At 73.6% G+C, this 22,645-nt stretch carries 21 protein-coding genes; 7 read left to right on the top strand and 14 right to left on the bottom strand.

The window, feature by feature from the left end:
- Positions 1-159: 159 nt before the first annotated feature.
- Positions 160-642, bottom strand: coding sequence for a CBS domain-containing protein (locus tag OG715_RS23295; protein ID WP_266270799.1), 483 nt, complete (start codon positions 640-642; stop codon positions 160-162).
- 326 nt (positions 643-968) lie between these two features.
- Here OG715_RS23295 and OG715_RS23290 point away from each other — a divergent pair, with 326 nt between their 5' ends.
- Positions 969-1,370 carry a DUF5994 family protein gene (locus tag OG715_RS23290; protein ID WP_266270798.1) on the top strand — a complete coding sequence of 134 codons (402 nt, stop codon included), beginning with the start codon at positions 969-971 and terminating at the stop codon, positions 1,368-1,370.
- Between the two features lie 206 nt (positions 1,371-1,576).
- The gene (locus tag OG715_RS23285) at positions 1,577-2,170 is read left to right on the top strand and encodes a DUF5994 family protein (RefSeq protein ID WP_266270796.1); all 594 of its coding nucleotides are present in this window, start codon (positions 1,577-1,579) and stop codon (positions 2,168-2,170) included.
- Positions 2,171-2,247: 77 nt separating this feature from the next.
- On the opposite strand, the gene OG715_RS23280 is transcribed toward OG715_RS23285, so the two are convergent.
- The 3 genes from OG715_RS23280 to OG715_RS23270 form a co-directional block, all read right to left on the bottom strand.
- Positions 2,248-2,499 carry a hypothetical protein gene (locus OG715_RS23280; RefSeq protein WP_266270795.1) on the bottom strand — a complete coding sequence of 84 codons (252 nt, stop codon included), beginning with the start codon at positions 2,497-2,499 and terminating at the stop codon, positions 2,248-2,250.
- 71 nt (positions 2,500-2,570) lie between these two features.
- Positions 2,571-2,816 (bottom strand): hypothetical protein, encoded by a 246-nt coding sequence (locus tag OG715_RS23275; protein WP_266270794.1) that lies wholly within the window; start codon positions 2,814-2,816, stop codon positions 2,571-2,573.
- 215 nt (positions 2,817-3,031) lie between these two features.
- Positions 3,032-4,240 (bottom strand): PP2C family protein-serine/threonine phosphatase, encoded by a 1,209-nt coding sequence (locus OG715_RS23270; RefSeq protein ID WP_266270793.1) that lies wholly within the window; start codon positions 4,238-4,240, stop codon positions 3,032-3,034.
- Positions 4,241-4,580: 340 nt separating this feature from the next.
- Here OG715_RS23270 and pdxR (OG715_RS23265) point away from each other — a divergent pair, with 340 nt between their 5' ends.
- Positions 4,581-6,128 (top strand): MocR-like pyridoxine biosynthesis transcription factor PdxR, encoded by a 1,548-nt coding sequence (gene pdxR / locus OG715_RS23265; RefSeq protein WP_266270792.1) that lies wholly within the window; start codon positions 4,581-4,583, stop codon positions 6,126-6,128.
- Here pdxR (OG715_RS23265) and OG715_RS23260 read toward each other — a convergent pair.
- The 8 genes from OG715_RS23260 to OG715_RS23225 all read right to left on the bottom strand — a co-directional run bounded on the left by OG715_RS23260 (position 6,097) and on the right by OG715_RS23225 (position 14,148).
- Entirely contained in the window at positions 6,097-7,602 is a 1,506-nt protein-coding gene (locus tag OG715_RS23260) for a UbiD family decarboxylase (protein WP_266270790.1), read from the bottom strand. The two genes, pdxR (OG715_RS23265) and OG715_RS23260, sit on opposite strands and share 32 nt — an antisense overlap.
- The gene (locus OG715_RS23255; RefSeq protein WP_266270789.1) at positions 7,599-8,042 is read right to left on the bottom strand and encodes a chorismate mutase; all 444 of its coding nucleotides are present in this window, start codon (positions 8,040-8,042) and stop codon (positions 7,599-7,601) included. The genes OG715_RS23260 and OG715_RS23255 overlap by 4 nt, the downstream gene beginning before the upstream one ends.
- On the bottom strand, positions 8,039-8,434 hold the full coding sequence (locus OG715_RS23250; protein WP_266270787.1) for a cupin domain-containing protein: 396 nt from the start codon (positions 8,432-8,434) through the stop codon (positions 8,039-8,041). The genes OG715_RS23255 and OG715_RS23250 overlap by 4 nt, the downstream gene beginning before the upstream one ends.
- A gap of 52 nt (positions 8,435-8,486) precedes the next feature.
- Positions 8,487-9,167 carry a flavodoxin family protein gene (locus OG715_RS23245; protein WP_266270786.1) on the bottom strand — a complete coding sequence of 227 codons (681 nt, stop codon included), beginning with the start codon at positions 9,165-9,167 and terminating at the stop codon, positions 8,487-8,489.
- Positions 9,168-9,359: 192 nt separating this feature from the next.
- Positions 9,360-10,661, bottom strand: a complete 1,302-nt coding sequence (locus tag OG715_RS23240) for a TrpB-like pyridoxal phosphate-dependent enzyme (protein WP_266270785.1) — start codon at positions 10,659-10,661, stop codon at positions 9,360-9,362.
- A 52-nt stretch (positions 10,662-10,713) separates the two neighbouring features.
- Positions 10,714-12,021, bottom strand: coding sequence for an MFS transporter (locus tag OG715_RS23235; protein WP_266270784.1), 1,308 nt, complete (start codon positions 12,019-12,021; stop codon positions 10,714-10,716).
- Positions 12,022-12,026: 5 nt separating this feature from the next.
- Complete coding sequence (locus OG715_RS23230; RefSeq protein ID WP_266270783.1) at positions 12,027-13,247, bottom strand: ATP-grasp domain-containing protein; 1,221 nt, start codon at positions 13,245-13,247, stop codon at positions 12,027-12,029.
- A gap of 55 nt (positions 13,248-13,302) precedes the next feature.
- Positions 13,303-14,148: a B3/B4 domain-containing protein gene (locus OG715_RS23225; protein ID WP_266270782.1), complete on the bottom strand. Its 846-nt coding sequence runs from the start codon at positions 14,146-14,148 to the stop codon at positions 13,303-13,305.
- A 228-nt stretch (positions 14,149-14,376) separates the two neighbouring features.
- On the opposite strand from OG715_RS23225, the gene pdxR (OG715_RS23220) reads away from it, so the two are divergent.
- A complete protein-coding gene (pdxR, locus tag OG715_RS23220) occupies positions 14,377-15,870 on the top strand; it encodes a MocR-like pyridoxine biosynthesis transcription factor PdxR (protein WP_456077713.1) in 1,494 nt (497 codons plus the stop codon).
- Positions 15,871-15,997: 127 nt separating this feature from the next.
- Here pdxR (OG715_RS23220) and OG715_RS23215 read toward each other — a convergent pair whose 3' ends face one another.
- The gene (locus OG715_RS23215; RefSeq protein WP_266270779.1) at positions 15,998-18,205 is read right to left on the bottom strand and encodes an MMPL family transporter; all 2,208 of its coding nucleotides are present in this window, start codon (positions 18,203-18,205) and stop codon (positions 15,998-16,000) included.
- A gap of 234 nt (positions 18,206-18,439) precedes the next feature.
- Between OG715_RS23215 and OG715_RS23210 the strand changes: the two genes are divergently transcribed.
- On the top strand, positions 18,440-19,711 hold the full coding sequence (locus OG715_RS23210) for a sensor histidine kinase (RefSeq protein ID WP_266270778.1): 1,272 nt from the start codon (positions 18,440-18,442) through the stop codon (positions 19,709-19,711).
- Positions 19,708-20,418, top strand: coding sequence for a response regulator (locus OG715_RS23205; protein ID WP_266270777.1), 711 nt, complete (start codon positions 19,708-19,710; stop codon positions 20,416-20,418). The genes OG715_RS23210 and OG715_RS23205 overlap by 4 nt, the downstream gene beginning before the upstream one ends.
- Positions 20,419-20,427: 9 nt before the next feature.
- Here the strand turns inward: OG715_RS23205 and OG715_RS23200 are convergent, their stop codons facing one another.
- Positions 20,428-21,981, bottom strand: a complete 1,554-nt coding sequence (locus tag OG715_RS23200; RefSeq protein ID WP_266270775.1) for a PLP-dependent aminotransferase family protein — start codon at positions 21,979-21,981, stop codon at positions 20,428-20,430.
- Between the two features lie 159 nt (positions 21,982-22,140).
- Here OG715_RS23200 and OG715_RS23195 point away from each other — a divergent pair, with 159 nt between their 5' ends.
- Positions 22,141-22,629, top strand: a complete 489-nt coding sequence (locus tag OG715_RS23195; RefSeq protein WP_266270774.1) for an Lrp/AsnC family transcriptional regulator — start codon at positions 22,141-22,143, stop codon at positions 22,627-22,629.
- The last annotated feature ends 16 nt before the right edge of the window (positions 22,630-22,645 follow it).

Raw genomic sequence — 22,645 nt, 5'->3', positions numbered from 1 at the left:
TCACCGTTCCGGTCACTGCCTTCGGGAGAGACAGTAGGGACCGTCTAGGACAGATTCCGTCCTAGACGGAGCCGATCACGAAGCCGATCACGAAGTCGGCCACGAAGTCGGCCACGAAGCCGATCACGAAGCCGATCACGAAGTCGGCCACGGAGCCGGTCACGGGGTCGGCGCGGTGGTGGCGAGGAGGCCGGTGACGAGGAGGCCGGAGGCGCGGTCCGCGGTGAGTACGCCGAGGATGTAGCCGTCCTCGTCGACGACGGGCCAGACCGCCAGGTGCTTGATCCGCATCGCGATCGCGGCCAGGGCCAGGCCCATCGTCGGCCAGGCGAACGGGCCCCGCTGGTGGGTGGTCGCGCTGATCGCGGTGCGCTCGGTGGACCGGGCGCGCTCCAGGAAGGGGTGGAGTCCGGTGCGGGTGACCAGCCCCTCGCACCGGCCGTCGTGGTCGCGGACCAGCAGGTACTCGATGTCGGCGCCGTGCAGGATGTCGTCGGCCTGGTCGACGGTGCTGTCGTCGGCTATCTGGTACTCGCAGGGTTCCATGGCGTCCGCGACCGTGAGGCCGTGGCCGGGCCGTTCCGTCTGCGGGGAGCAGGTGGTCACGTCCGTGTGCGGGGAGTAGGTGGTCACGGTGTTCACCGGTCCCGTCTCCGGTCGCCCACCGGGGGCCACCGGATCGCCCTTCACCCAGAACGAAGCCGGAACGGGTACCGGAATGCGTCATGCCCTGGATGTCTACGACCCTACTCCGGCGGCGGGCGGACCGGACCGGACGGACCGGACCCGAACGGACCGGAGCAGCCCGGAGCGGACCGCCGCGGAGTACCGTGAAGGACAACCGAGGACATCCCGCACACCGGCATCAGCGTCGACGTCGCCCTGGGTCATGACGGGTCCCTCGTGGACCGGACTGGCGGCCTTCGATGATGCCGATCCCCCTCCCCGTATCCGCAGGGCGGTGGTCGGTGCCCGGTGTGCCGCTGCTGCCCCGCCTGCTGCTGGAACCGACGATGTCCCGCGACGGGGTCTTCGACGGCGCCTGGTGGCCCCGTACCAACCACCTCGCCGCCGAACTGCCGGACCTGATCACCGCGCTCGGTGCCCACTTCGGACGCATCGTCCGGGTCGGCCTCGACAGCTCGGCCTGGGACAGCGTGCCCCGCTCGGTCGCCGCGAACGGCCTGACGGTCAGGATCAACTGGTTCACCGGCAGCGACGCGACGATCAGCGTCACCCGCGGCTTCCAGGACCACTTCCTCCTGCTGGTGGTACCGCCCGGCACCAGCGCGGCGACGGCCTTCTCCGCGATGGCCGGCGCATCGACGACCGGGAACCGCACTCCGGCGGCGGAACTCCTGCTCGGCTGAACGGTGGCCGACCGCACGGTGGTCCGCTCCGATGCCGGGCGCCGGAACCGGCCACCGCGACCATGCCGGGTTCGGAGCGGACGGGGAGTAACCTGGGTATTACCGAAGGCACTTCGCATGCCGGCACCGGACACTGGCGTCGTCTCCGGCGCTCGGCAATGCCGGACCCGGCCTCGTGGGCCGGGCCCGGGGACAGGTCCTTGACCATGACCACGACGCTCGATCGTGCGACGACGCCCACCGCCCCGGATCCCCCCGCCCGGCTCTCCCTCGTGCCCGACGGCGCGCGGCCCGGCGGCGTGCGACCCGGCCGCCTGGACGGAGCCTGGTGGCCCCGGTCGCGCGATCTTCTCCTCGAACTCCCCGCCCTGGCCTCCGACATCGACCGGCGGTGGGGCCGGATCACCCGGATCACCCTGAACCCCGCGCAGTGGCCCGTCATCCCCCGGCGGATCCCGGTCGCCGGGCACACCGTGCACGCGGGCTGGTTCACCACCGAGCAGGACGAGCACACGATCGCGGTGTTCTCGTACGCCCCGCGCAGGCTGAACCTGCTGGTCGTCCCGCCGGAGACCGACGCCGACGACGCCGCCCGGCTGATGGCCGAGGCCGCCGGTTCCGCGAACACCACGGGCGCAAGCGGTCTGCTCGCCGCGGGAACGGGCGGCGGAGGCCGGGGGCCGGGATCCCGTGCCGACTTCCTGCCGTCGGCCCTCGCTCCCTCCGACAACGACGGTGCGGCGGCCAGGAGGGCGGACGTCGCCCGCGGCCGGGCCGCCTCCTGGCCGGTGCCCGCGTAGCCGGCCAGTGCCCGCACAGTCGGACCGGTTCCCGCGCAGCCGGCCGGACACCGACCGGTCCGGTCGCGGGCCGGATGTCACTCGCGTGACCACTCGGCCTCGGCCTGGGGCCGGCCGGCGATGTCGGCACCGTCCCAGAGGCGGATCCTGATCGCCCGGGGACCTGGCGCGGGCCGGGAGAGCGTGCGTACGAACACGTCCCGCAGGTGGTTGGCCGCCCGTTGGGGAGGCCCGTCGTACTCCAGTGGATCCGGCAGGGCGGTGTGGTCCTGCCGGGACCAGTGGCCGCCGTCGTCCTGCGTCTCCAGGGCCCATCGGTAGTGGGGCATCCTGACCTCCGCCTCCCGTTTCGGGGATCGCCGGGCAACCGCCGCCGATGCCGGTGCCGGTGCTGATGCCGTCAGTACTCGGCACCGCTCCGCAGGTAGCTGCCCGCGACCTGGAGCCACGCCCCGGGGCCGAAGCAGACCTCGATCCGGTACGGAGTGTCCTCGTAGACCCGCAGGACGCGCAGCGCACCGCTGGGATGCAGGTCGTACTCGAAGGTGACGCCGTCCGCGCCGTCCTCGTACTGCAGGTCCAGCGGCCCCTTCGACGGCTCCGCCGGAGCCCGGGCTTCGGCCGAGAGCTTCACGTAGACGGACATCTCTCGCCCCGCCTTTCCTGTTCGCCCGAGGGAGCGCCGCACCCGAGGAAGCGACGCACGACGCACCGGGGAAAGCGGGCTACGCCCGAGGAAAGCCGACCCGCTCCGACATCCCCACGGTACTCCGCCGCCACCGAGCCGACCCGCCGGGACGGAGGCCGGGACGGAGGCCGGGACGGAGGCCGGGGCCGCGGCCGGGGCGGCAGCCGGGGGTCTCAGCGCCACTCGATCAGGAACAGGGTGGCATCGTCGCTCGTCCGACCGCCCCGCCGCTCCTTCAGGACGTGGGAGAGCGCACGCACCACGGCCCGCACCCCGGTCTGCGAGCGCTCGACGCGGTTGACCCAGTCGATGAGCTGATCCTCCCCGAACTGCTCCCCGCCGGCCTCGCGCTCCTCGACCAGGCCGTCGGTGAAGCACAGGACCCGGTCGCCGTGCCGCAGTACCCGCTCGCTGATCACCGGCTCCTCCCCGCCGAAGCCGACCGGCAGGGTGGTGGCGCTCTCCAACCGCTCGACGACGACGTGCCCGCGGATCAGCAACGGCTGAGGATGCCCGGCGTTGACCCACTGCAGGTGGCCGGTCCCGGTGTCCAGGCGCATCATCTGCGCGGTGACGAAGTGGTCCGGCCCGAACTGCTCGGCGATGGCCCGGTCCATGAACGCGTAGATCTCGGCCAGTCCGATGTCGGCACGTCGGGCGTGCCGGTACGCGCCGATGGCCACGGTCGCCATGGTCGCGGCGTCCAGCCCGTGACCCATCGCGTCGATCGTGGCCACGTGCAGAACGTCGTCGTTGAGCGCGTAGTCGAAGCTGTCACCGGCCACCTGGTAGGCGGGTTCGAGGATGCCGGCCACGGCGACCCGGGGCACGGCCATCGACAGCGGCGGCAGCAGTGACCACTGGATCTCGGCGGCCACGCTCATCGCTTCGACGCGCCGGGCCTGGAAGATCCGGTCGGTGTAGCCGCTCTTGGTGACCAGCAGATCGGTGACCATGGCGGCGAAGCGCCGCAGCAGCGGCCGGTCGTCCTCGTCGACGGCGTCCAGTGTGAGGGCCAGGACCCCCACCTCGTCGCCGCCGTCCAGCAGCGGCAGGTACAGCCGCACCCCGTCGGCCGTCGGCTCCTCGACCGGGACACCGCCCAGGAAGGCGGCACCCGCGGGGGTGCCGTCGATCGGCACCGGCTCCCCCGCGACCGACCCCCGCCCCGGCAGCGGCGCGAGCACCGTCTGGCCGTAGTCCTGCAGCAGGAGCACCGGGTCACGGCCGCCGAACCCGTGCACCACGGCGGCGACCAGCGGGACGATCAGCTGGGGCGGCAGCTCGCGGGACCGGTCGAGCAGCTCCCCCAACAGGCGTTCGCCCCGCCCCTCCGACCACCGGTCCCGACCCGCCGGACCGGACTGCCGCTCATCGCTCATCCTCGTTCACCACCGTCCTCCTTCGGTCGCGGCACTCGGCACCGGCCGGATCAGAACCGGCTAGACCGGCACCGGCTCGACCGACCCCGGGCCCGGTCGACCCCGGCGCCCCGGTGCGGTGCGCGCGGGGGCGGGTCCTTCCATTACGCCCGACAACGGGGCATCCCGCCCCCGGTCGCCCTCCGCCGGGCCGACCGGTACCCCGCGGGAGCCCGGATCCCGTCCCCTCCGCCCACCGAAGGACCGGAACGGCACGCGGGGAGGGCGGGCCTGCGGCCGGACGGCCCCACCAGGTGTCGTGCATGCGACACTTCGGGAAAACGGGGCCGGAGGGAGAGGCGTGGGATCGTCGGAGCTGCTGATCGTGCTGGACCGGGGCAGTGCGACGCCCCTGCAGCAGCAGGTGTGCGACGGCATCGCCGGGCTGGTCAGGTCGGGGCGGCTGCGGGCCGGGGAGGCGGTGCCCGCCTCGCGCGAGCTGGCCGCCCAGCTCGGGGTGTCGCGCACGGTGATCCTGCGGGCGTACGAACTGCTCACCGCCAACGGCCTGCTGACGGCCCGCCGGGGATCGGGGACCAGGGTCGCGGAGCGGGCCGCCGGGGAGGGCTCCGCGCCCGGTCCGGCCCGGACGGCGCTCGCGCCGCAGCCGCCGCTCGCCACCGACGGCGGGGACGCGCTGTGGCAGCCGTGGGAGCCGCCGCCGATGCAACAGGCCGGCGCGGCGCTGGACTTCCGGCACGGGACCCCGGCGCTGGCCAACTTCCCGGTGTCGCGCTGGCGGCAGTCCGTGCACGAGGCGTACGCGCGGGCGGACGTCGCCGCGCTCGGGTACGGGCCGGCCGAGGGCTCCGCCGCGCTGCGGGCGCAGATCGCCACCCTGGTCCGGCAGAGCCGGGCCCTGGACGCCTCGCCCGACAGCATCCTGGTGACCAGCGGGGCCACCCAGGCGCTGGACATCCTGGCCCGGCTGCTGGTCGGCCCGGGCGACGTGGTGGTGATCGAGGACCCGAGCCACACCGTGCTGCGCCAGGTCTTCGGCTCCACCGCCGGGACCGTGGTGCCGGTGCCGGTGGACGAGGAGGGGCTGCGGGTCGCGGACATCGACGCCCACGTCCGGGCGCACGGCCAGGACCCGGACCGGGTGCGGCTGGTCTACGTGACGCCCTCGCACCAGTTCCCGACCGGGTTCATCATGTCCGAGGACCGGCGGCGGGCCCTGCTGGCCTGGGCCGGGCAGCGCGGGGCGACCGTGCTGGAGGACGACTACCACAACGAGTTCACCTTCGCCGCCGAACGGCTGCCGGCCCTGGCCGCCGCCCGGCACCAGGGCACGGTGGTCTACGTCGGCAGCTTCAGCAAGACGCTCTTCCCGGCGCTGCGGATCGGCTACGCGATCCTGCCGCAGCGCCTGGTGCGGCCGTTCCTCGGGATCAAGTGGATCACCGACCGGCTGACCCCGACGGTCGACCAGGAGGCGCTGGCGCACTTCGTCGCCACCGGCGCCTACGCCCGGCACGTCAGCCGGATGACCCGGCTGTACCGGGAGCGCCGCCGCTCGCTGCTGGACGGCCTCTACACGCACTTCGGCGCCGAGGTGCGGATCTCCGGGGCCGCCGCCGGCCTGCACGTCCTGGTCGCCCTCACCGGGGCGCGCGGCGTCGGCGAGGACGAGATCGTCCGCCGGGCCGCGGCGCTCGGTGTGCGGGTGTACCCGGCCTCGGGGTACTTCGTGCGGGAGCCGCCGGCCGAACCGACCTTCCTGATGGGCTACGCCGCCCTGCCCGGCGCCCGGATCGCCGAGGGCACGGCGCTGCTGGCCGCAGCGGTCCGTGAGGCCACGGCGGTCCGGGAGGCCGCTACCGCCGGTCGGAGCCGGGGGCGTCGGTGAACCGGGCCCGGCGGAAGCGGCGCCGCTGCGCGTACGGCACGGTGCAGTCGAACACCGCCTTCGCGGTGCGGCCGTCCGCCGACAGCGCGGGCGAGTAGGCGACCGACTGGGTCGGGTCGAGCGGGAAGCCCTCCCGGTCCGGCAGGACCAGCAGGTCCCGGTCGGCCTGCCACCGGGTGACCATCGCCCACCACAGGTCCTGGTCCGACTCCAGGTCCACGTCCTCGTCCACCGACAGCACCAGCTTGGCCATCCGGAACTCCTCCAGGACGGCCCGGGACGCCTCCCGCACCAGCGCGTCGTCCTCGGCCGAACGCTTGGCCGCCCACTGGAGCACGACCATCAGCTGCCCCCCGCCGGCGGTGTGGCAGTGCACCGCCCGGACGGGGGCGCCGCGGCGGCGCAGCGCGGCCAGCACGGCCGCCTCCATCCCGAAGCCGAGCAGGACGGACTGTTCGTGGCCCGGGCCGGAGACCGCCTGGAGGATCGGGCCGCGCCGGGCGGTGATCCCGGTGATCCGGACGGTCGGCAGGGCCGGGTGCGCGGTGCCCTGGTAGCCGAGGAACTCCGGGGTGGCGGCGGTGCCCCGGGGGTTCTCCGGCATGGTGTCCGGCAGCAGCTCGCCCTCCAGCACGTACTCGGCGTGGGCGATGTACTCGGCGTCCACCGTGCGGCAGGGCAGCAGTTCCACCGGCGCGCCCGCGAGCGCCCCGGCCACCGCCAGTTCGTCCGTCCCGGTCGGGACGAGCGAGGTGGGGCAGCAGGAGGCGAGCAGCACGGCGGGGCCGAGGCCGAGGTGGATCGCCACCGGCAGCGGCCGTCCGGCGGCGAGGGAGTTGCGGTGGGCCTGTTCGAGGTCCCGCCCCGGCACCATCCAGATGGTGAGCAGGTCGGGGCCCTGGACGCACATCCGGTGGATCGACAGGTTGCGCACGCCGGTGGCCGGATCGGTGGCCAGCACGGCGCCGAGGGTGAGGTAGGGGCCGGCGTCCTCGTCGGTGAGCACCGGGACGGGCAGCGTGGTCAGGTCCGGCTTCCGGTCGCTGCGGGCCCAGCGGTCGGGGTCGGCGGCGGGCACCGGCGGCAGCGGCGCGGCCACCGCGTCCAGCAGCCGGTGGGCCAGCTCGGCGGGGGTGGCGCCGAGCAGGGCCGCCGCCCGGCGCCTGGTCCCGTAGAGGCCCATCAGGACGGCACTGGCCCCGGGTTCCGCACCGTCCCCGGCCCCGTCGTCACCGGCGCCGCCGTGCCCGCTCCCGCTGTCCTCGGCCGCGCCGCCCGACGGCGTCACCTGCTCGAACAGGACGGCCGGGCCGGGGCCGGTGGGCGGCGCCGCCGGGGCGCCGGCCCACCGGGCGTAGCGGGAGGAGACCCCGAACCGCGCCGGGACCTCCTCCCGGACCCGGACCAGTTCTCCTGGCATCAGGTCCAGCGCGGCCAGCGCCGCCCGCAGGTCGGCCGGGTGCCGACGGCTCATGGCCCTTCCCCGGCGGCGACCCCGGCAGCGGCCCCGGCCACGGAACCGGCGGCCGCCGCCGCGGCGGCGGCGGCCCGGCGCTCCTCCAGGAGCACCATCTGCATCCCGGTCAGCTCGTCGATCAGCGTGCGGTAGGTGGCCTCGGCGATCCCCGGCGGCATGCCGTGCTCGTCCGCCAGGCCCCGGACCTTGGCGACGACCTGCTCGACCCGGCCCGGGGAGCGGACCGTCTCCTCGTCCCGCTTGAACCCGGTCAGCTCCCGCACCACGGCGGTGCGCTCCGCCAGCAGCCCGACGATCCGCCGGTCGAGGGCGTCGACGGAGAGCCGCAGTTCCTCGATCCGGGGATCGATCGCGGGCGACGACGGGTCGGCCCCCGTACCGTCGGCCCCCGTGCGGTCGGCACTCGTACGGTCGGCGTTCGTGCGGTCGGTGCTCATGCGGTCGGCACCACCTTGTCGACGACGTACACGACGGTCGGCTCGCCCTGCGCGCCCTGCGAACGGTGCTTCTCGTCGTCCGGGATCACGAAGCCCATGCCGGGGCGGCACGGCACCGAACGGTCCTCGAAGTGGATGGTGAACTCGCCCTGCAGCACATAGCCCTGGTGGCCGCGGTGGCACCACTCGTGCTCGTCGAAGCCGGCGGGCAGCTCCATCAGGCGGACCCGCAGGCCCTGGGTGTAGGCAATCTTCACCCGGCCCTCGGCGCCCGGCTTCTGCCACTTCTCCCAGGGGATCAGGTCGAAGTCGACGCCGACCAGGACGGGGTCCGCGGTCCGGTCGACGGCCTGGCTGCCGTGCTGGTCGCCGGTCTCGGTCTCGGTGGACATGGCACTCCTCAACAACACGTCGGAAAGGGGATATCGGTGGATCGGCGGCGGTTCAGCTGACCTGCTTCTCCGAGGAGGTCCGCTGCCCCGGCAGGACGACGCGGGTGGCGCGGGAGACGCGCTCGTTGCGGTCGTCGACCGGCAGGACGGGCCGGCCGTCGGCCGTCTGGTTGCGGCGGAGCAGCTGGGTCATGTCGATCATGCGGTGGAGCATCCGCTCCAGTGCCTCCAGGCCCTCGGCGTCCTGGAGCTGGGGCTGCGGCGAGGTGTTGCGCAGCAGCGCCGGAAAGCCGCTGCCGACCAGGATCATGCGGTTGAGCAGCAGGTTGTCGACCAGTTGGCTGTGCACTGCGGCGTCGCTGTACCGGCGCGAGACGACGATGATGCCGCCCACCTTGTTGGCCAGGGGGCGGTCGAAGCGCAGGAAGCCGACGCCGGCCCGTTCGATGAAGATCTGCATCAGGTGGGCGGGGCCGAAGCCGTGCACCGGGGTCGCGTAGACAATGGCGTCCGCCTGCTTCATCTGCTCGACGATCGCGGGCATGTCGTCGCGGAGTTCGCAGGGAGTGGTCCGCTGGTTGCAGTCGCCGCACGGGCTGCACGGCGAGATCCGGTGCTCGCGCAGGTGGACGGTCCGGAACTCGGCGCCCCGTTCGCGGACCAGGCGGCCGGCGTACTCCAACGCGAGGTCGGTGTTGCCGCCCGGCCGCTCGGAGCCGCAGATCCCGAGCACGATCGGAGTCGGAGTTGATCCTTGCACGTGGGTCCCCCTCGTAGTCTGCCCCTACGGGGGCGGGCGGCCGGACGGGCCCGTGGTGCGAGGGCCCGTCCGGCTGTTCGCCCGCCTGTCACCGCTCAGTACTCGTCAGTCCTTGAGCTTTCTCGCCGGTCCTAGATCGTTCTTGTCGGTCCTTGGGCGTTCTCGTCAGTCCTTGAGCTTGCCGGCGAAGTAGTCCGTGTAGGCCTGCATGTCGAAGTGCCCGTGGCCGGACAGCGTGAACAGGATGGTGCGGGCCTCGCCGCTCTCCTTGCAGGCCAGCGCCTCGTCGATGGCCGCCCGCACCGCGTGGGTGGACTCCGGCGCCGGGACGATGCCCTCGTTGCGGGCGAACAGGACGCCGGCCTCGAAGCAGGCGGTCTGCGGGACGGCCCGGGCCTCCAGCAGGTCGAGGTCCTTCAGGGCGCTGATGATCGGCGCCATGCCGTGGTAGCGCAGGCCGCCCGCGTGGATGCTCGGCGGCACGAAGTCGTGGCCGAGGGTGTGCATCATGGTGAGCGGGGTGAGGCCCGCGGTGTCGCCGAAGTCGTACTCGTAGCGGCCCTGGGTGAGGGTCGGACACGAGGCCGGCTCGACGGCGAGCGCCCGCACCGAGCGGCCGCCGCGCAGCTGCTCGCGCAGGAACGGCAGGACCAGGCCGCCGAAGTTGGAGCCGCCGCCCGCCGCGCCGATCACGATGTCCGGGTAGTCCTCCGCCAGCTCCATCTGGAGCAGCGCCTCCTGGCCGATCACCGTCTGGTGCGTCAGCACGTGGTTGAGCACCGAGCCGAGCGCGTACTTGGCCCGGCCGCCGCTCCTGACCGCGGCCTCCACGGCCTCGGAGATGGCCAGTCCCAGGCTGCCGCTGGCGTCGGGGTCGGCGGCGAGCGCGGCCCGGCCGGCGTCGGTGAGCACACTGGGGCTGGCGTGCACCGTCGCCCCGAAGGTCTCCATCAGGGCCCGGCGGTAGGGCTTCTGCTGGTGGCTCACCTTCACCATGAAGACCTCGCACTCGAGGCCGAAGTAGGCGGAGGCCATCGCGAGCGAGCTGCCCCACTGGCCGGCGCCGGTCTCGGTGGTGAGCTTCTCCACACCGGCCTGCTTGTTGTAGTACGCCTGCGGCACCGCCGTGTTGGGCTTGTGGCTGCCGGCCGGGCTGACGCCCTCGTACTTGAAGTAGATCCGCGCCGGGGTGTCGAGCGAGCGCTCCAGCCGGTGGGCCCGGACCAGCGGGCTGGGACGCCACTGGCGGTAGACGTCGATCACCGCGCCGGGGATGTCGATCTCGGCCTCGGTGCTGAACTCCTGGGCGATCAGCGACTCGGGGAACAGCGGCGCCAGGTCGGCCGGGGTGAGCGGCTCCCTCGTCCCGGGGTGCAGCATCGGCGGCACCGGCTTCGGCAGATCCGCCAGCACGTTGTACCAGGTGGTGGGGATTCGGTCCTCGGGCAGCAAGAACTTGGTGATCATCGGGCCCTCCCGGAATGCATGGATACGGCGGTCGATCGGACGGTCACACGGTTCAGGCACCGGAGCGGACGGCATCGGCCGGTCCGGGTCCGGCTTCGACGGAAGCGGAAGTGGGAGTCGAGGCGGCCGGCGCGCTCGCGGCCGAGGACCGGATCCGGAGCACCGCGAACACCGCGATGCCGACCAGCGGCGTGACCAGCATGGTGTGCAGCACCGGACGCGCCCCGTGGTTCTGCCAGATCACCCCGAGGCCGAACGGCACCACCAGCCGGGCCAGGCCCAGCACGAAGCCGTTGAGCGCCATGAAGCGGCCGACCCGGTGCTCGTCGACGTGGTCGGCGATGTAGGTGGGCACCACCACGGAGGCGATGATCTCGCCGAGCGTCCACACCACGGTGGAGGCCAGCACCGCCGCGAGCGAGAAGCCGAAGTCGAGCACGGCCAGGCCCAGCGCCCACAGCACCCCGGCCACCAGCAGCAGGGTGCGGATCGGGTAGCTGGCGATCCGCTTCTCCAACTGGAGCCCGAGGCCCACCACCACGACGCTGTTCACCGTGTACACCACGCCGACCAGCCCGGCCGAGGCGTTCAGCTCGGTGGTCACGGCCAGCGGCAGCACGTACTCGAGGCCGATCAGCGGGGCCACGTAGAAGAAGGAGGCGAGCACCATCCACAGCACGTGGCCGTGGACGCCGCCGAACCGGAGCCTGCCGCCGCCGGCCGCCTTGGGCGCGGCGGTGCCGGACTTGGTGTCCCGGGGCACCCAGATCCGGATCACGACCGCGCACAGCAGCCCGACGACGATGTTGCCCGCGAACATCACGTGGTACGAGTACGCGGCCGCGACCCCGCCCAGCAGCGGGCCGATGCCCATGCCCAGGTTGTTGCCGATGTAGCTGACCGTGTACGAGAACGGCCGCTGCTCGGGGGTCGCCAGGTCGGCGATCAGGGTGTTGGCCGCCGGACCGAACATGCCCATCCCCACCAGGGCGACGAACAGCAGCAGGGCGTACGTCCACGGCGCGCCGTCCAGGGTGCCGAGGCCGAGGTAGCCGACCGCGTTGAGCACCAGGGCGGCGACCAGGGCGTCCCGGCGGCCGCGCAGGTCGCAGACCGGCCCGCTGAGCAGCGAGCCCACCAGCAGGCCGGTCGAGCCGACCGAGATCAGCAGGCCCGCCTCGGCCGTGCCGAGGCCCTTGCTGCGCACCAGGTACACGGCGAGCAGCGGGAAGACGAACATGCCCGCGCGGTTGACGAAGGACGTCACGAACAGCACCCGCAGCGGGAGCGGTAACTCCTTGAACCTGGCCGTCCAGGTCTTCGGGGCGGCGGCGGCCCCTTCTCCGGTGCTCGTGGCCATCCCGCTCAGACCGCCGACTCGGTCTCGACCCGGAAGGCCTGGCGGACGGTGCGGAACCGCGCCAGCACGTCGTCGTAGTCGCTGCCCTCGCAGACGTACCAGCCGAGCACGTCGTTGGAGGCGACCGGCGGGGCCAGCACGTCGCCGACGGCCTTCCAGACGTCCGCGTCCAGGACGCCGTCGAGCTCGTTGAGCTCCCCCGGCGAGCTGATCCCGGTGATCCGGCCGTACTTGCCCGAGGACAGGTACTCGGTGCCGATCTCCGGGCCGAGCCGGGCCTCGGTGCGGTGCTCGGGGTCGAGTTCGAGCCGGGCCCACTCGCCGGCCAGGTTGATGCCGCGCCCGGCCTGGATCGCAGGGACGATCGAGCCGCCGCCGGCCCGGGCACCCGCCTCGCCGAACACCGCCTCGCCGTCCTCGTCCAGGAAGAACTCGACGTGCGCGACGCCGGTGCGCATGCCGAAGCCGCGCAGCACCGCGGCGTTCAGCTCCAGGATCCGCTGCTCGTGCTTGCTGAGGTCGTGCTTGCGGGAGATGGTGCCGCCCGGCTCGTCCCGGTACTCCAGCACCGAGTAGGTGTAGCGGGACAGCTGCTCGAAGACGACCTCGCCGTCCTGGAGCAGCGCGTCCACGTGGAACTCGGTGCCGCGGACGAACTCCTCGACCCGGTACTCGTGCCGGTCGTCGCCCATCTCCTCCCACACCTCGGCCAGCCGCTCCGGACCGTCGACCCGGTAGGTGCTGCCGCAGGCCCAGCCCGCGTACGGCTTGATGACCAGCGGGTAGCCGGTCCGCGCGGCGAACTCCTCGACCGCGCCCAGGGTGTCGGGACGGCAGGAGCGGGCCACCTTGACGCCCAGCTCCTCGGCGCGACGGTGCATCACGTTCTTGTCGCGGAAGTTGAGCGCCTGGTCGGGCGTCAGTCCGGGGATGCCGTGGTCCCGGCGGGACCGGGCGGCGGGCAGGACGTCGCCCTCGAAGAGCGGGAAGATCCGGACCAGCCGGTGCTCGGCGGCGACCGCGTCCACGGCGGCCCGGAAGGCCGGGGTGGAGTCCAGGTCGGCCTCCCGCACCGTCAGGCCCTCTACCTCGGGCGGGACCTCACCGGTGGGGACCAGGACGACGGGGTGGTGGCCGAGTTCGGTGGCGACCTCGACCACGCTGCGGAACTGCGCGAGGTAGCGGCCGGCGGCGGGGCGGTAGACGATCAGAATCGCGGGGTTCATCGGGTTCTCCTGGAGGTAGCGGTCGGTCCGGCACCGTGGCCGGCTCCCACGACGATCAACCCGCGACGACGGACGACCCGGCCGCCGACTCCACTGCCGACTGCTCCGGCACGGTCTGCTCGGACCCGGACTGCTCCGGCACGTCCTGCTCGGACACGTCCTGCTCGGGCACGAACAGCTCGGCCCCGGGCCCGGCGGCGTCCAGCACGATCGGCCGCTGACGCACCGCCCCGAGCGCGTCGAGCGCGGCGGCGAGGCGGTCGAGCGCCCGCTCCACGTCCGCGCGCCCGCCCTCGTGCACCGCCTCGACGGTGAGCAGCAGCCGGCGTCGGCCGACGTCGGTCCTGATCACCTCGCTCTGCCGCCAGTTCCACCGCCGCGAGTGCGCGCGGTCCTGGGTGTCCGCGTAGACGACCTCGCCCGGCTCCGGGTGCTCCGGTGCCTCCGGCGCGCCCAGCGGCAGGTAGGTCTCGCCGCCGTGGGCCAGCCGGACGGCCAGCTCCCCGGTGATGTCGCCGACGTCGCAGGAGGCGACCGGCAGCCGGCTGTCCAGCGAGACGGCGTTGCAGAGGTTCACCAGGGCGTTGATCCGCGGCAGCCGGTCGCCCTTGGCCACCCGCCGCAGCACCGATTCCGCCGCGCAGGGGAAGCGGTTGGGGTTGACGTCGACGCTGCGGTACGCGTCCCGCCAGGCGGCGATCGGGGGCAGGGCGGAAACCTCCGCCTTGCCCAGGGAGAGGCCGTGGACGGCGTCCTCGGCGGCGGTGAGGAGGTCGTCGACCTCCGCCGCGGCCGCCGCGACGTCGACCACCGGGACGGCGATCAGTCCGAGGACGTAGCCGGGCACCCGCGCCAGAAGGCTTTCGTCGACGATGACCTTCAGGGCGCTGGTCCGGTCCATGAGGTGAGTCCTTCGCGTCCGAGCTGGGTTGATGACCTGACCGACGATAGGGAGCCGGGCCGCGTCCGACTGCGGCCAATTCCCGGACATCTGTTGGTGCCACTTCCGTCCACTCGGCCACCCGACGGCGCCCGGTCGGCAACCCGCCGCTCCCGCGACGGGCCCCGGGCCCCTCGCGCGTTCCCGCGCGGCGGTTGCCTGTGCGGAACGAGTCCATCAAATGTGACAATGCTCGGTCCATACCACTTCGCCCTCTGCACAGGAGGCCACTTGGCCTGGCATCTGGCCCTCGACGTCGATCGCGGCTCACGCGTCCCACTGGCACTCCAAGTGCGTGACGCGGTACGTCGCCTGGTCGAGGACGGGACCCTCCGCCCCGGAACCCGATTACCCTCCAGCCGCCAACTCGCCACCGACCTGGGCGTCTCGCGCAGTGTCGTGGTGGAGGCGTACGAACAACTCACCGCCGAGGGCTACCTCGTGACCCGGCGCGGCTCGGGCACCTCGGTCGCCGAGGACGGCGGCGGCCTGGCCCCGGTGTCCTCCGCCCTCACCGCCGCGGCCGCCACCTCCGCCTCCGCCCCGGTGGACGGCGACGGCACCGAGGCCGCCTGGGACCTGCGGACCGGCACCTCCAACCTGCTGGCCTTCCCGCGCCAGGAGTGGATCCGCTGCGTCACCGTCGCACTGGGCGCCGCCGGGCACCGCGAACTCAGCTACTCCCCGCCCGCCGGGGTCCCGTTGACCCGTCACATCCTGGCGGGCTACCTCGGCCGGGTCCGCGGGGTGCGCACCCGCTCCGAGGACCTGATGATCACCTCGGGTTTCGCCCAGGGCCTCGCCCTGCTCTGCCGCGTCCTCGGCGACCGGGGCCACCGGACCCTGGCCGTGGAGGACCCGGGGCACCCCGGCGAACGGGAGTTCATCGCGAGCGCCCGGATCCGGCCGGTCGGCATCCCGGTCGACGCCGAGGGCATCCGCGTCGACCTGCTCGAACAGTCCGGCGCCCGCGCGGTCCTGACCACCCCCGGCCACCAGTTCCCCACCGGCGCGTGCCTGAGCCGGGCCCGCCGGGAGCAGCTGATCGCCTGGGCCCGGGCGGTCGACGGCTATGTGATCGAGGACGACTACGACAACGCCTACCGGAGCCGCTCCGGCCAGCCGTCGGCCCTGCAGAGCCTGGCGCCGGACCGGGTCGTCTACGCGGGCAGCGCCAGCAAGGTCCTCGCCCCCGCCCTGCGGCTGGGCTGGCTCGCCGCGCCGTCCGAGCTGATGGCCTCGCTGGAGCACGTCCGCGCGGGCTGGGACATCGGCTGCTCGGGCCTGGAACAGCTCGCCTTCGCCCGCTTCATCGACACCGGCGGACTCGACCGCCACCAGCGGCGCCTGCGCGCGGAGTTCGCCGGCCGCCGGGAGGTCGTCCGGCGGGAGGTCGCCCGCCGGTTGCCCGGCACCCGGGTGCTGGGCGGGGACGGCGGCCTTCAGGCCTACCTCGAACTGCCGCCCGCCGTGGACGAGGACGCCCTGATCCGCGCGGCCCGCGGCCGCTCGGTGCTGATCCGCGGCGGGCGCTTCCACACCCTCACCGACACCGGCCGGCCGCCGGCCCTGGTCCTCAGCTACGCCACGGTCGGGTGCGAGGGACTGGCCCGCGGGATCACCGAACTCGGCGTCGCCTACCGGCGGTTGCTGCCGGGAGCGGAAGAGGGGGAAACGACGTGACCCCCGGTGCCCGGCCTGCGGGGGCAGGCCGGGCACCGAGGGGGTACCGGGGGTTGCGGGCACTCAAGCGCTCAAGCGCTCAAGCGTTCAAGCGCTCGGCTGTTCGAGCACTCGGCTGTTGGAGCGCTCAGACGTTCAGTCGCTCGGGGACGGGCTCCCGGTGCGGCGCCGCCTCCTCCGCCCCGGCGGACGCGTGCCGCGGGGCGGTCCGCAGCGGCCACCAGAGGCCCCGGCCGAGCAGCGCGGCCATGGCCGGCACCAGGACCAGGGAGAGCACGAGCGCCGAGAGCAGGATGCCGAGCGTCAGCGCGAAGGCGACCTGCTCGCTGCCCGGGGTGGTGGCCAGGGTGGCGAAGGAGCCGGCCAGGACCAGGCCTGCGGTGGCGATGGCGGGCGTGGTGTGGCGGACGGCGCGGGCCACGGCGCCGCGGACCGGGCCGGGCTGCTCCATCTCCTCCCGGATCCGGTCGGTGATGAGGATGTTGTAGTCCGTGCCCAGCGCCACCACGAACAGGAACAGCACCAGCGGCAGGGTGAAGCTGACACCGGGCTTGTCCAGCAGGTGCTGGAACACCAGGGTCGAGGCGCCGAGGGTGGCGGCGAAGCCGAGCCCGACCGCGAGCATCAGCACCAGCGGGGCGAGCAGGCTGCGCAGGAGCAGCAGCAGGATCAGGGCGATCAGGGCGGCGGCGACCGGGAAGACCACGGTCAGGTCGTGGTCGACGGCGACCGAGATGTCCGCGAAGATCGCCGCCGTGCCGCCCACATGGGCGCTGGTACCGGCCGGGGTGTTCGCGGCGACGGCGGCGCGGACCGGGCCGGAGACCAGCTCGCGGGCCTTCGCGCTCTGGGTGTCGGCGGTCAGGTAGAGGTCGATCCGGGCGGCGCGGCGGTCCGGGCTCAGCACGGTGCCGCCGACCTGGCCGACCCCCTCGACCTTGCCGAGGGCACGGGAGAGGCCGTCCAGCTTGCCCGGGTCCACGTCACCGCCGCCGGTGGCGGTGACGTAGACGCCGGTCGGATCGGACACGCCGGCCGGCAGCGCCCGGGAGATCTCGGTGGCGGTGGCCGCCGCCGCGGTCTTGGAGCCGCCGCCCTGGCCGTAGTCCATCGTGATGCCGGCCGTCCCGGCGGCCAGGGCGCCGAGCAGCGCGACGGAGGCCAGCAGCATCGCGGCCGGCCGGCGGGCGACCAGTGCGCCGAAGCGGGCGGCGACACCCTCGCGCGGCTGCCGGCGCAGGCTCCGGGACGGCCAGAAGATCTTGCGGCCGCAGGCGGCGAGCAGGGCGGGCATCAGGGTGAGGCTGCCCAGCAGCATCACCAGGACGGCGACCGCGATGGCCGGGCCGAGCGAGCGGAACTGGCCGAAGCTGGCGACACCCAGGGTCGCGAAGGCGGCCACGATGGTCAGGGCGGCGGAGGTGATCGCCGTACCGACCCGGCCGGACACCTCGGCGGCGGCCTCCCGGGCGGGCTGCTCGGGCCGGGCCCGCAGGTGCTCGCGGAACCGGAAGAGCAGGAACAGCAGGTAGTCGATCCCGATGCCCAGCAGCACCACGGAGATCAGGCCCGGGGTGGAGGCGTCCAGCTTGAGCCCGGTCAGCGACGCGGCGCCGGCCACGGCCCCGCCGGCCGCGCCACCGATGAAGGCGACGGCGAGCAGCGGCAGCACGGCGGCCAGCACGCTGCGGAACACCAGCACGTTGAGCAGCACGATCAGGCCCATCACCAGGGCGCCGCCGACCGTGGTGGCGGTCCGGTTGTCGTCGGCCGAGTCGGCGGCCTCCGCCAGACCGCCGGTGAACCCGGTGCGCATCCCGGCCTCGGCGAACTGCGCGCGGGTGGCGTCCCGGAAGGCGCGGTAGACCTTCTGGACCCCGTCGTCCCCGGCGTTGCCGGTCAGTTCGGCGCTCAGCAGCTCGAAGCTCCGGTCGGGAGCGACCATCGCGGGGGCGACCTTGGGGGTCTGGGAGCGGTCCGGCAGCAGGAAGCTCGGCTCGTCCTTCATCCGGGGCATCTCCACCCGGCGCTGGCCGAGCTTCGCCGCCTCGGCCCCGATCCGCTTCTCGTCGGCGGGGGTGAGGGCCTTGCCGTCGGTCCTGGCGACCAGCACCGTCACCGTGGTGGCGTCCGGGTCGATCCCGAAATTCTTCTCGGCGATCCGCAGGGCCGCCGCCGAGTCGTAGCTCGCGGGCAGGAAGTCGCCGCTCTGCGACTGGGTGACGCGGGACATCAGCATCGGGCTCAGCAGGGTGAGCCCGATGCCGAGGACCGCCCAGAGGGCGATGACCTTCCACGCGTTCCTGGTCGAGAAACGGGTCAGTGCGCGGATCACGCTGCCCTCCGGTGGCTGGACGCGAACGTCGGCTTGGGAACCGGGGGTTCCCGGCCTGTTCCAAGACCATCAGGCGGAAGGGGGGTCCGGCGTCGGGGCGACGGACGATCCGGGCCGGGGGTCCTGCTCCCCCGGCCCGCCCCGACCCGGGACCGTGGTCCTGGGCCCGGCCCCCGGCTCTCGGCCGCGGGGACCACGTCCGGCCCGGCGGGCCGGTGCCAGAATGGGGGCGTCATGGCTGATCAGCCGGGGAGGACCGAGATGGACGGGCGTCAGCGCCCCGCAGCGGGCACGGCCGATGCCGGGGGTCCGCCCGGGAACACGCCCGGCACAGCGGACGGCACCCCGTGGAGCCACACCGACGGGCTGGTGGCCGTCGGCGCCGGCCTGCTCGACCTGGTGGCCTACCTGCTCTTCAACCAGGTCGAGGGCGGCCGCGGCATCAGCGTTCCGGGCTTCCTCGTCCTGCTGCTGTCGGGTCTGCCGCTGGTCGCCCGGCGCCACCGCCCGCTGGGGACGCTCGCCGCCGTCCTGGTGCTGGGGAGCCTGGCCAATGTGCTCGCGCCGATGGGGGCTCACTTCGGCGCCGTCCTCACGGTGGCCGTGTACTCGGTCGCCCGGCACTGCAGCGGTCGCGCCACCGCCGCCGCGAGCGCGGCGACGGCATTGGCGACCATGATCAGCCAGAGCGGCTTCGGCGTCCCGGGCTCGGGGGAGGCCATCGCCGCCACCGCCTCCACCGCGCTGGTGGCCGCCGGCGGCCTCGCGATCTCGCGCTGGCAGCGCGAGGTCGCGGCCAACCGCCAGCTGCTGGCCGACCGCGCGGTGGCCGAGGAACGCCGCCGCATCGCGCGGGAGCTGCACGACATCGTGGCCCACCACATCACCACCATGCAGCTGATGTCGGGCGGCGCCCGGGCCAACCTCGCCAACCCGGAGGTGGTCCGGGACGCCCTGGTCACCCTGGAGTCCTCCGGCCGGCTGGCCCTGCGCGAGATGCGCCAGCTGCTGAACGTCCTGCGGGCCGGCGACGAACCGGACGCCGCCCCGCCCTCGCCCCAACCCGGGGTGGAGGACCTCGACCGGCTGGTCGAGGAGTCCCGCCGGGCCGGACTGCCCACCGAGCTCAGCATCCACGGCGCCCCGCAGCCGCTCCCGCCGACCCTCGGCCTGACGGTGTTCCGGATCGTCCAGGAGGGCCTCACCAACGCCCGCAAGTACGCCGGACCGGCCCGCGCGTCCGTCCGGATCGACCACCGTCCGGACGGGATCACCGTCGAGGTGCGGGACGACGGCGCGGGCTTCGCGTCGCCGGACACCGGACCGGCCGCCGGGGAGCGGGGCGGGTACGGCCTGATCGGCATGCGCGAACGGGTCGCCCTGCACGGCGGCACGCTGCGGACCGGTCCCCGGCCGGAGGGCGGATTCGCCGTCCTGGCCGAACTGCCGCTGGCCCCCGACGAGACCGCAGAGGCGGCCGTCCAGCACGGGAAGGTGACCCGATGACCACCACGACGCCCCCGATCCGGGTCCTCCTCGTGGACGACCAGCCGCTGGTCCGGCGCGGCCTGTCGCTGATCCTCTCGCCGGACCCGTCCGTCGAGGTGGTGGGCGAGGCCGAGGACGGCGAACAGGCCGTCGCCCTCGCCCACCGGCTGCGCCCCGACGTCGTGGTGATGGACATCCGGATGCCCGTCCTGGACGGCGTCGGCGCCACCGAGGAGCTGTCCCGCACCCTGCCGGACTGCAAGGTCCTGGCGCTCAGCACCTTCGACATGGACGAGTACGTGGTGGCCGCGCTACGGGCGGGCGCCCACGGCTTCCTCCCCAAGGACGTCTCGCCGGAGGACCTCGGCGCGGCGATCCGCACCGTCCACGCCGGTGAGGCCGTGGTCGCGCCGCGCCTGCTCTCCCGACTGATCTCCACCTACGTCCGGGCGCCCCTCGACACCCCGCCGCCGCCCGCCGCCGCCGTGACGGGCGAACTCACGCCGCGCGAGGTGGAGGTCTGGCGGCTGATGGCCACCGGCCTCGACAACACCGGGATCGCCCGGTCCATGGACATCAGCCACTCCACGGTGAAGAACCACATCACCAGCATCTTCGGCAAGCTGGACGTCCGCGACCGCGCCCAGGCGGTCATCGCCGCCTACGAATCCGGCCTGATCACCGCCCGCACAGGGAGCGGCGACCAGGCCGGGGGCCAGGTCTAGGCCCTGACGTCACTCGGTGCCGAGGATCACCGGGTCTCGGGCGAGGTCGGCGAGGAGGGCGTCCAGCTTGGCGCGGTCGACCGAGGGCATCAGGAAGACGTGCACATAGCCGCGCAGGCCGGCCGGGTCGCCGGGGGTGGTCGAGACGTTCTCGGAGGAGAGCGACCACTTGGCCACCAGGGCGGGGCCGGGCTTGCGGAAGCGCACGGTGATCGCGCCGGGGGTGCGGGCGGGCCAGAGCTCGGCGCCGGTCTCCCGCTCCAGGGCGCGGAGCCCGCGCTCCAGGTACTCGGCCAGCTCCTGGGAGCGGCGGATCCGGTCGACCTGGTCGCGGTAGGAGAGCCGGGACAGGTGGTCCCACAGCACCAGCGGCGAGAACCCGTTGCGGGAGCCGGCGAAGGTGCTGTCCGGGGCGCCGATGTACTCGGGCTGGGTCGGCGGTTCGAGCTGGTACTTGGTCTTCGTCATGAAGACGCCGCACGGCCACGGCACACCGGCCCACTTGTGGCCGCTCATCGCGATCGACGCGACCATGTCGATGTCCCCGGACTCCCCGGACTCCCCGGTCGGCAGGGTGAGGCCGAAGTCGAACTCCGGCAGCTCCGTCTCCGGCGTCCAGCCGAACGCCGGGTCCGCCGCGGCCATCCGCAGGAACGGCGCGTAGCCGGCGCCGAGCGCGCCGTCCACGTGGATCCAGAAGCCCCGGCGGGCGTCGTCCCCGGCGCGCGGCAGCAGCCCGTGCCGCTCGAACACCGGCAGCAGCCGCTCGCACGCGCCCCTTACGTCGTCGTGGGCGCCCTTGAAGGTGCTGCCGAGGTTGAAGTTGACGAAGACCGGGTGCCCCTTCGCCGCGAAGAACTCCACCAGGACGGCGAGCGCTTCGGTGTCGACGGCCCCGGTTCCGTCCCAGGAGCGGCCGGACGGGCCGGGCGTCGAGGGCACCTCGGCCGGCCAGTCCCCGCCGAGCGGGCACTCACCGGGGTAGTCCGCCTCGCCCACGGCGGCGAAGGTGTCGACACCGAGCACCCGGACGGCCTTGGCGAAGGAGTAGTGGGTGTCCTCGGAGTAGAAGGCCACCGGCCGGGGCGCGCCGGGCCGGGTCAGGTAGTCGCGCGCGTTCCAGAGCGCGTACATGTTGCCCTCGGTCGAGCCCATGGACAGCATGTAGCCCCAGTAGGACTCCGGGTCGGCCGGGTCGTACGACGGCCCGGCGTGCCAGAGCCGCGCGTAGTAGTCGAGCACCGCGCGCTCGACGACCTTGGTGTTGGGCTTGTAGCCGCCGCTCTGGAACGGGTCGCCGAGGTTGTTGATGTTGCTGAGCATGAAGCGGGCGAGGTCGAGCGCGCTGCCCGCGAGCTCCTGGGTGGCCTGGTAGCCGACCAGGTTCCGGCGCTTGCGGGTGAGGTAGCCGTCCATCCGGTCGAGCGCGCGCAGCCGCTCGCCGTCGGTGAGGCCCTCGGCGGGTATCGCGAAGTCCCCGTGCTCCGGCTCCGCGTCGAGGTCGGCGAAGGGGGCCGGGGCCTGGGCCGGGAGCGCTGGGGCGGGGACGGTGGTGGGGCTCATGGGCGCGGCGCTCCGGTTTCGCTGGGCGGGGGTCGGCCGGGGCCGCTCACCCGCCAGAATGGAACTTCTCCGCACCCCGGCGATAGCCTTCCGAACAAGATTCGAAATCGATCATGTTTGTCTTGCCAATGTGCGGCCGGGTCGGCGACTCTGGGCGACGTGCCGAATTTTCCGCAGGCCCACCGGGCGCCCGTCGACGACATCGACCGCGCGATCCTGCGCGTCCTCGCCGAGAACGCCCGCACGCCGAACAACGCGCTCGCCGAGGCCGTGGGCATCGCCCCCTCGACCTGCCTGGCGCGGGTGCGCACCCTGCGCGAACGCGGCATCATCCGCGCCTTCCGGACCGAGATCGACCCGGCGGCGATCGGACTGCCGCTGCAGGCGATGATCTCGGTCCGGCTGCGGGCGCACACCCGCGAGCAGAACGAGAGCTTCCGCAGCACCGCGCCCGACCTGCCCGGCGTCCTGGCGGTGTTCCACATGGCCGGATCCGACGACTACCTGCTGCACGTGGGCGTGGCCGGGCCGGAGGAACTGCGCGACTTCGTCGTGGACCACCTCACCACCCACCCGGCGGTGGCGCAGACCCGGACCAACCTGATCTTCGAGCAGATACCCGGCCGCCGGTACCTCACGAACGACTGACGCTCCCCGACCCGTC

Origin of the sequence: Kitasatospora purpeofusca, assembly GCF_036010405.1 — a bacterium.
Lineage (GTDB): Bacteria > Actinomycetota > Actinomycetes > Streptomycetales > Streptomycetaceae > Kitasatospora > Kitasatospora purpeofusca.
The sequence above is the reverse complement of the archived record's forward strand: the minus strand, read 5'-3'. Positions and strand labels throughout refer to the sequence as shown.

Bases quoted from the DNA above. Each gene is read 5' to 3' on its own strand.
- OG715_RS23210 (WP_266270778.1), top strand. From the start codon at position 18,440: ATGGCTGATCAGCCGGGGAGGACCGAGATGGACGGGCGTCAGCGCCCC.
- OG715_RS23200 (WP_266270775.1), bottom strand. From the start codon at position 21,981: ATGAGCCCCACCACCGTCCCCGCCCCAGCGCTCCCGGCCCAGGCCCCG.
- OG715_RS23205 (WP_266270777.1), top strand. From the start codon at position 19,708: ATGACCACCACGACGCCCCCGATCCGGGTCCTCCTCGTGGACGACCAG.
- OG715_RS23250 (WP_266270787.1), bottom strand. From the start codon at position 8,434: ATGTCCACCGAGACCGAGACCGGCGACCAGCACGGCAGCCAGGCCGTC.
- OG715_RS23230 (WP_266270783.1), bottom strand. From the start codon at position 13,247: ATGAACCCCGCGATTCTGATCGTCTACCGCCCCGCCGCCGGCCGCTAC.
- OG715_RS23260 (WP_266270790.1), bottom strand. From the start codon at position 7,602: ATGAGCCGTCGGCACCCGGCCGACCTGCGGGCGGCGCTGGCCGCGCTG.
- OG715_RS23275 (WP_266270794.1), bottom strand. From the start codon at position 2,816: ATGTCCGTCTACGTGAAGCTCTCGGCCGAAGCCCGGGCTCCGGCGGAG.
- OG715_RS23255 (WP_266270789.1), bottom strand. From the start codon at position 8,042: ATGAGCACCGACCGCACGAACGCCGACCGTACGAGTGCCGACCGCACG.
- OG715_RS23240 (WP_266270785.1), bottom strand. From the start codon at position 10,661: ATGATCACCAAGTTCTTGCTGCCCGAGGACCGAATCCCCACCACCTGG.
- OG715_RS23270 (WP_266270793.1), bottom strand. From the start codon at position 4,240: ATGAGCGATGAGCGGCAGTCCGGTCCGGCGGGTCGGGACCGGTGGTCG.
- OG715_RS23235 (WP_266270784.1), bottom strand. From the start codon at position 12,021: ATGGCCACGAGCACCGGAGAAGGGGCCGCCGCCGCCCCGAAGACCTGG.
- pdxR (WP_456077713.1), top strand. From the start codon at position 14,377: ATGCTCGGTCCATACCACTTCGCCCTCTGCACAGGAGGCCACTTGGCC.
- OG715_RS23285 (WP_266270796.1), top strand. From the start codon at position 1,577: ATGACCACGACGCTCGATCGTGCGACGACGCCCACCGCCCCGGATCCC.
- OG715_RS23225 (WP_266270782.1), bottom strand. From the start codon at position 14,148: ATGGACCGGACCAGCGCCCTGAAGGTCATCGTCGACGAAAGCCTTCTG.
- OG715_RS23280 (WP_266270795.1), bottom strand. From the start codon at position 2,499: ATGCCCCACTACCGATGGGCCCTGGAGACGCAGGACGACGGCGGCCAC.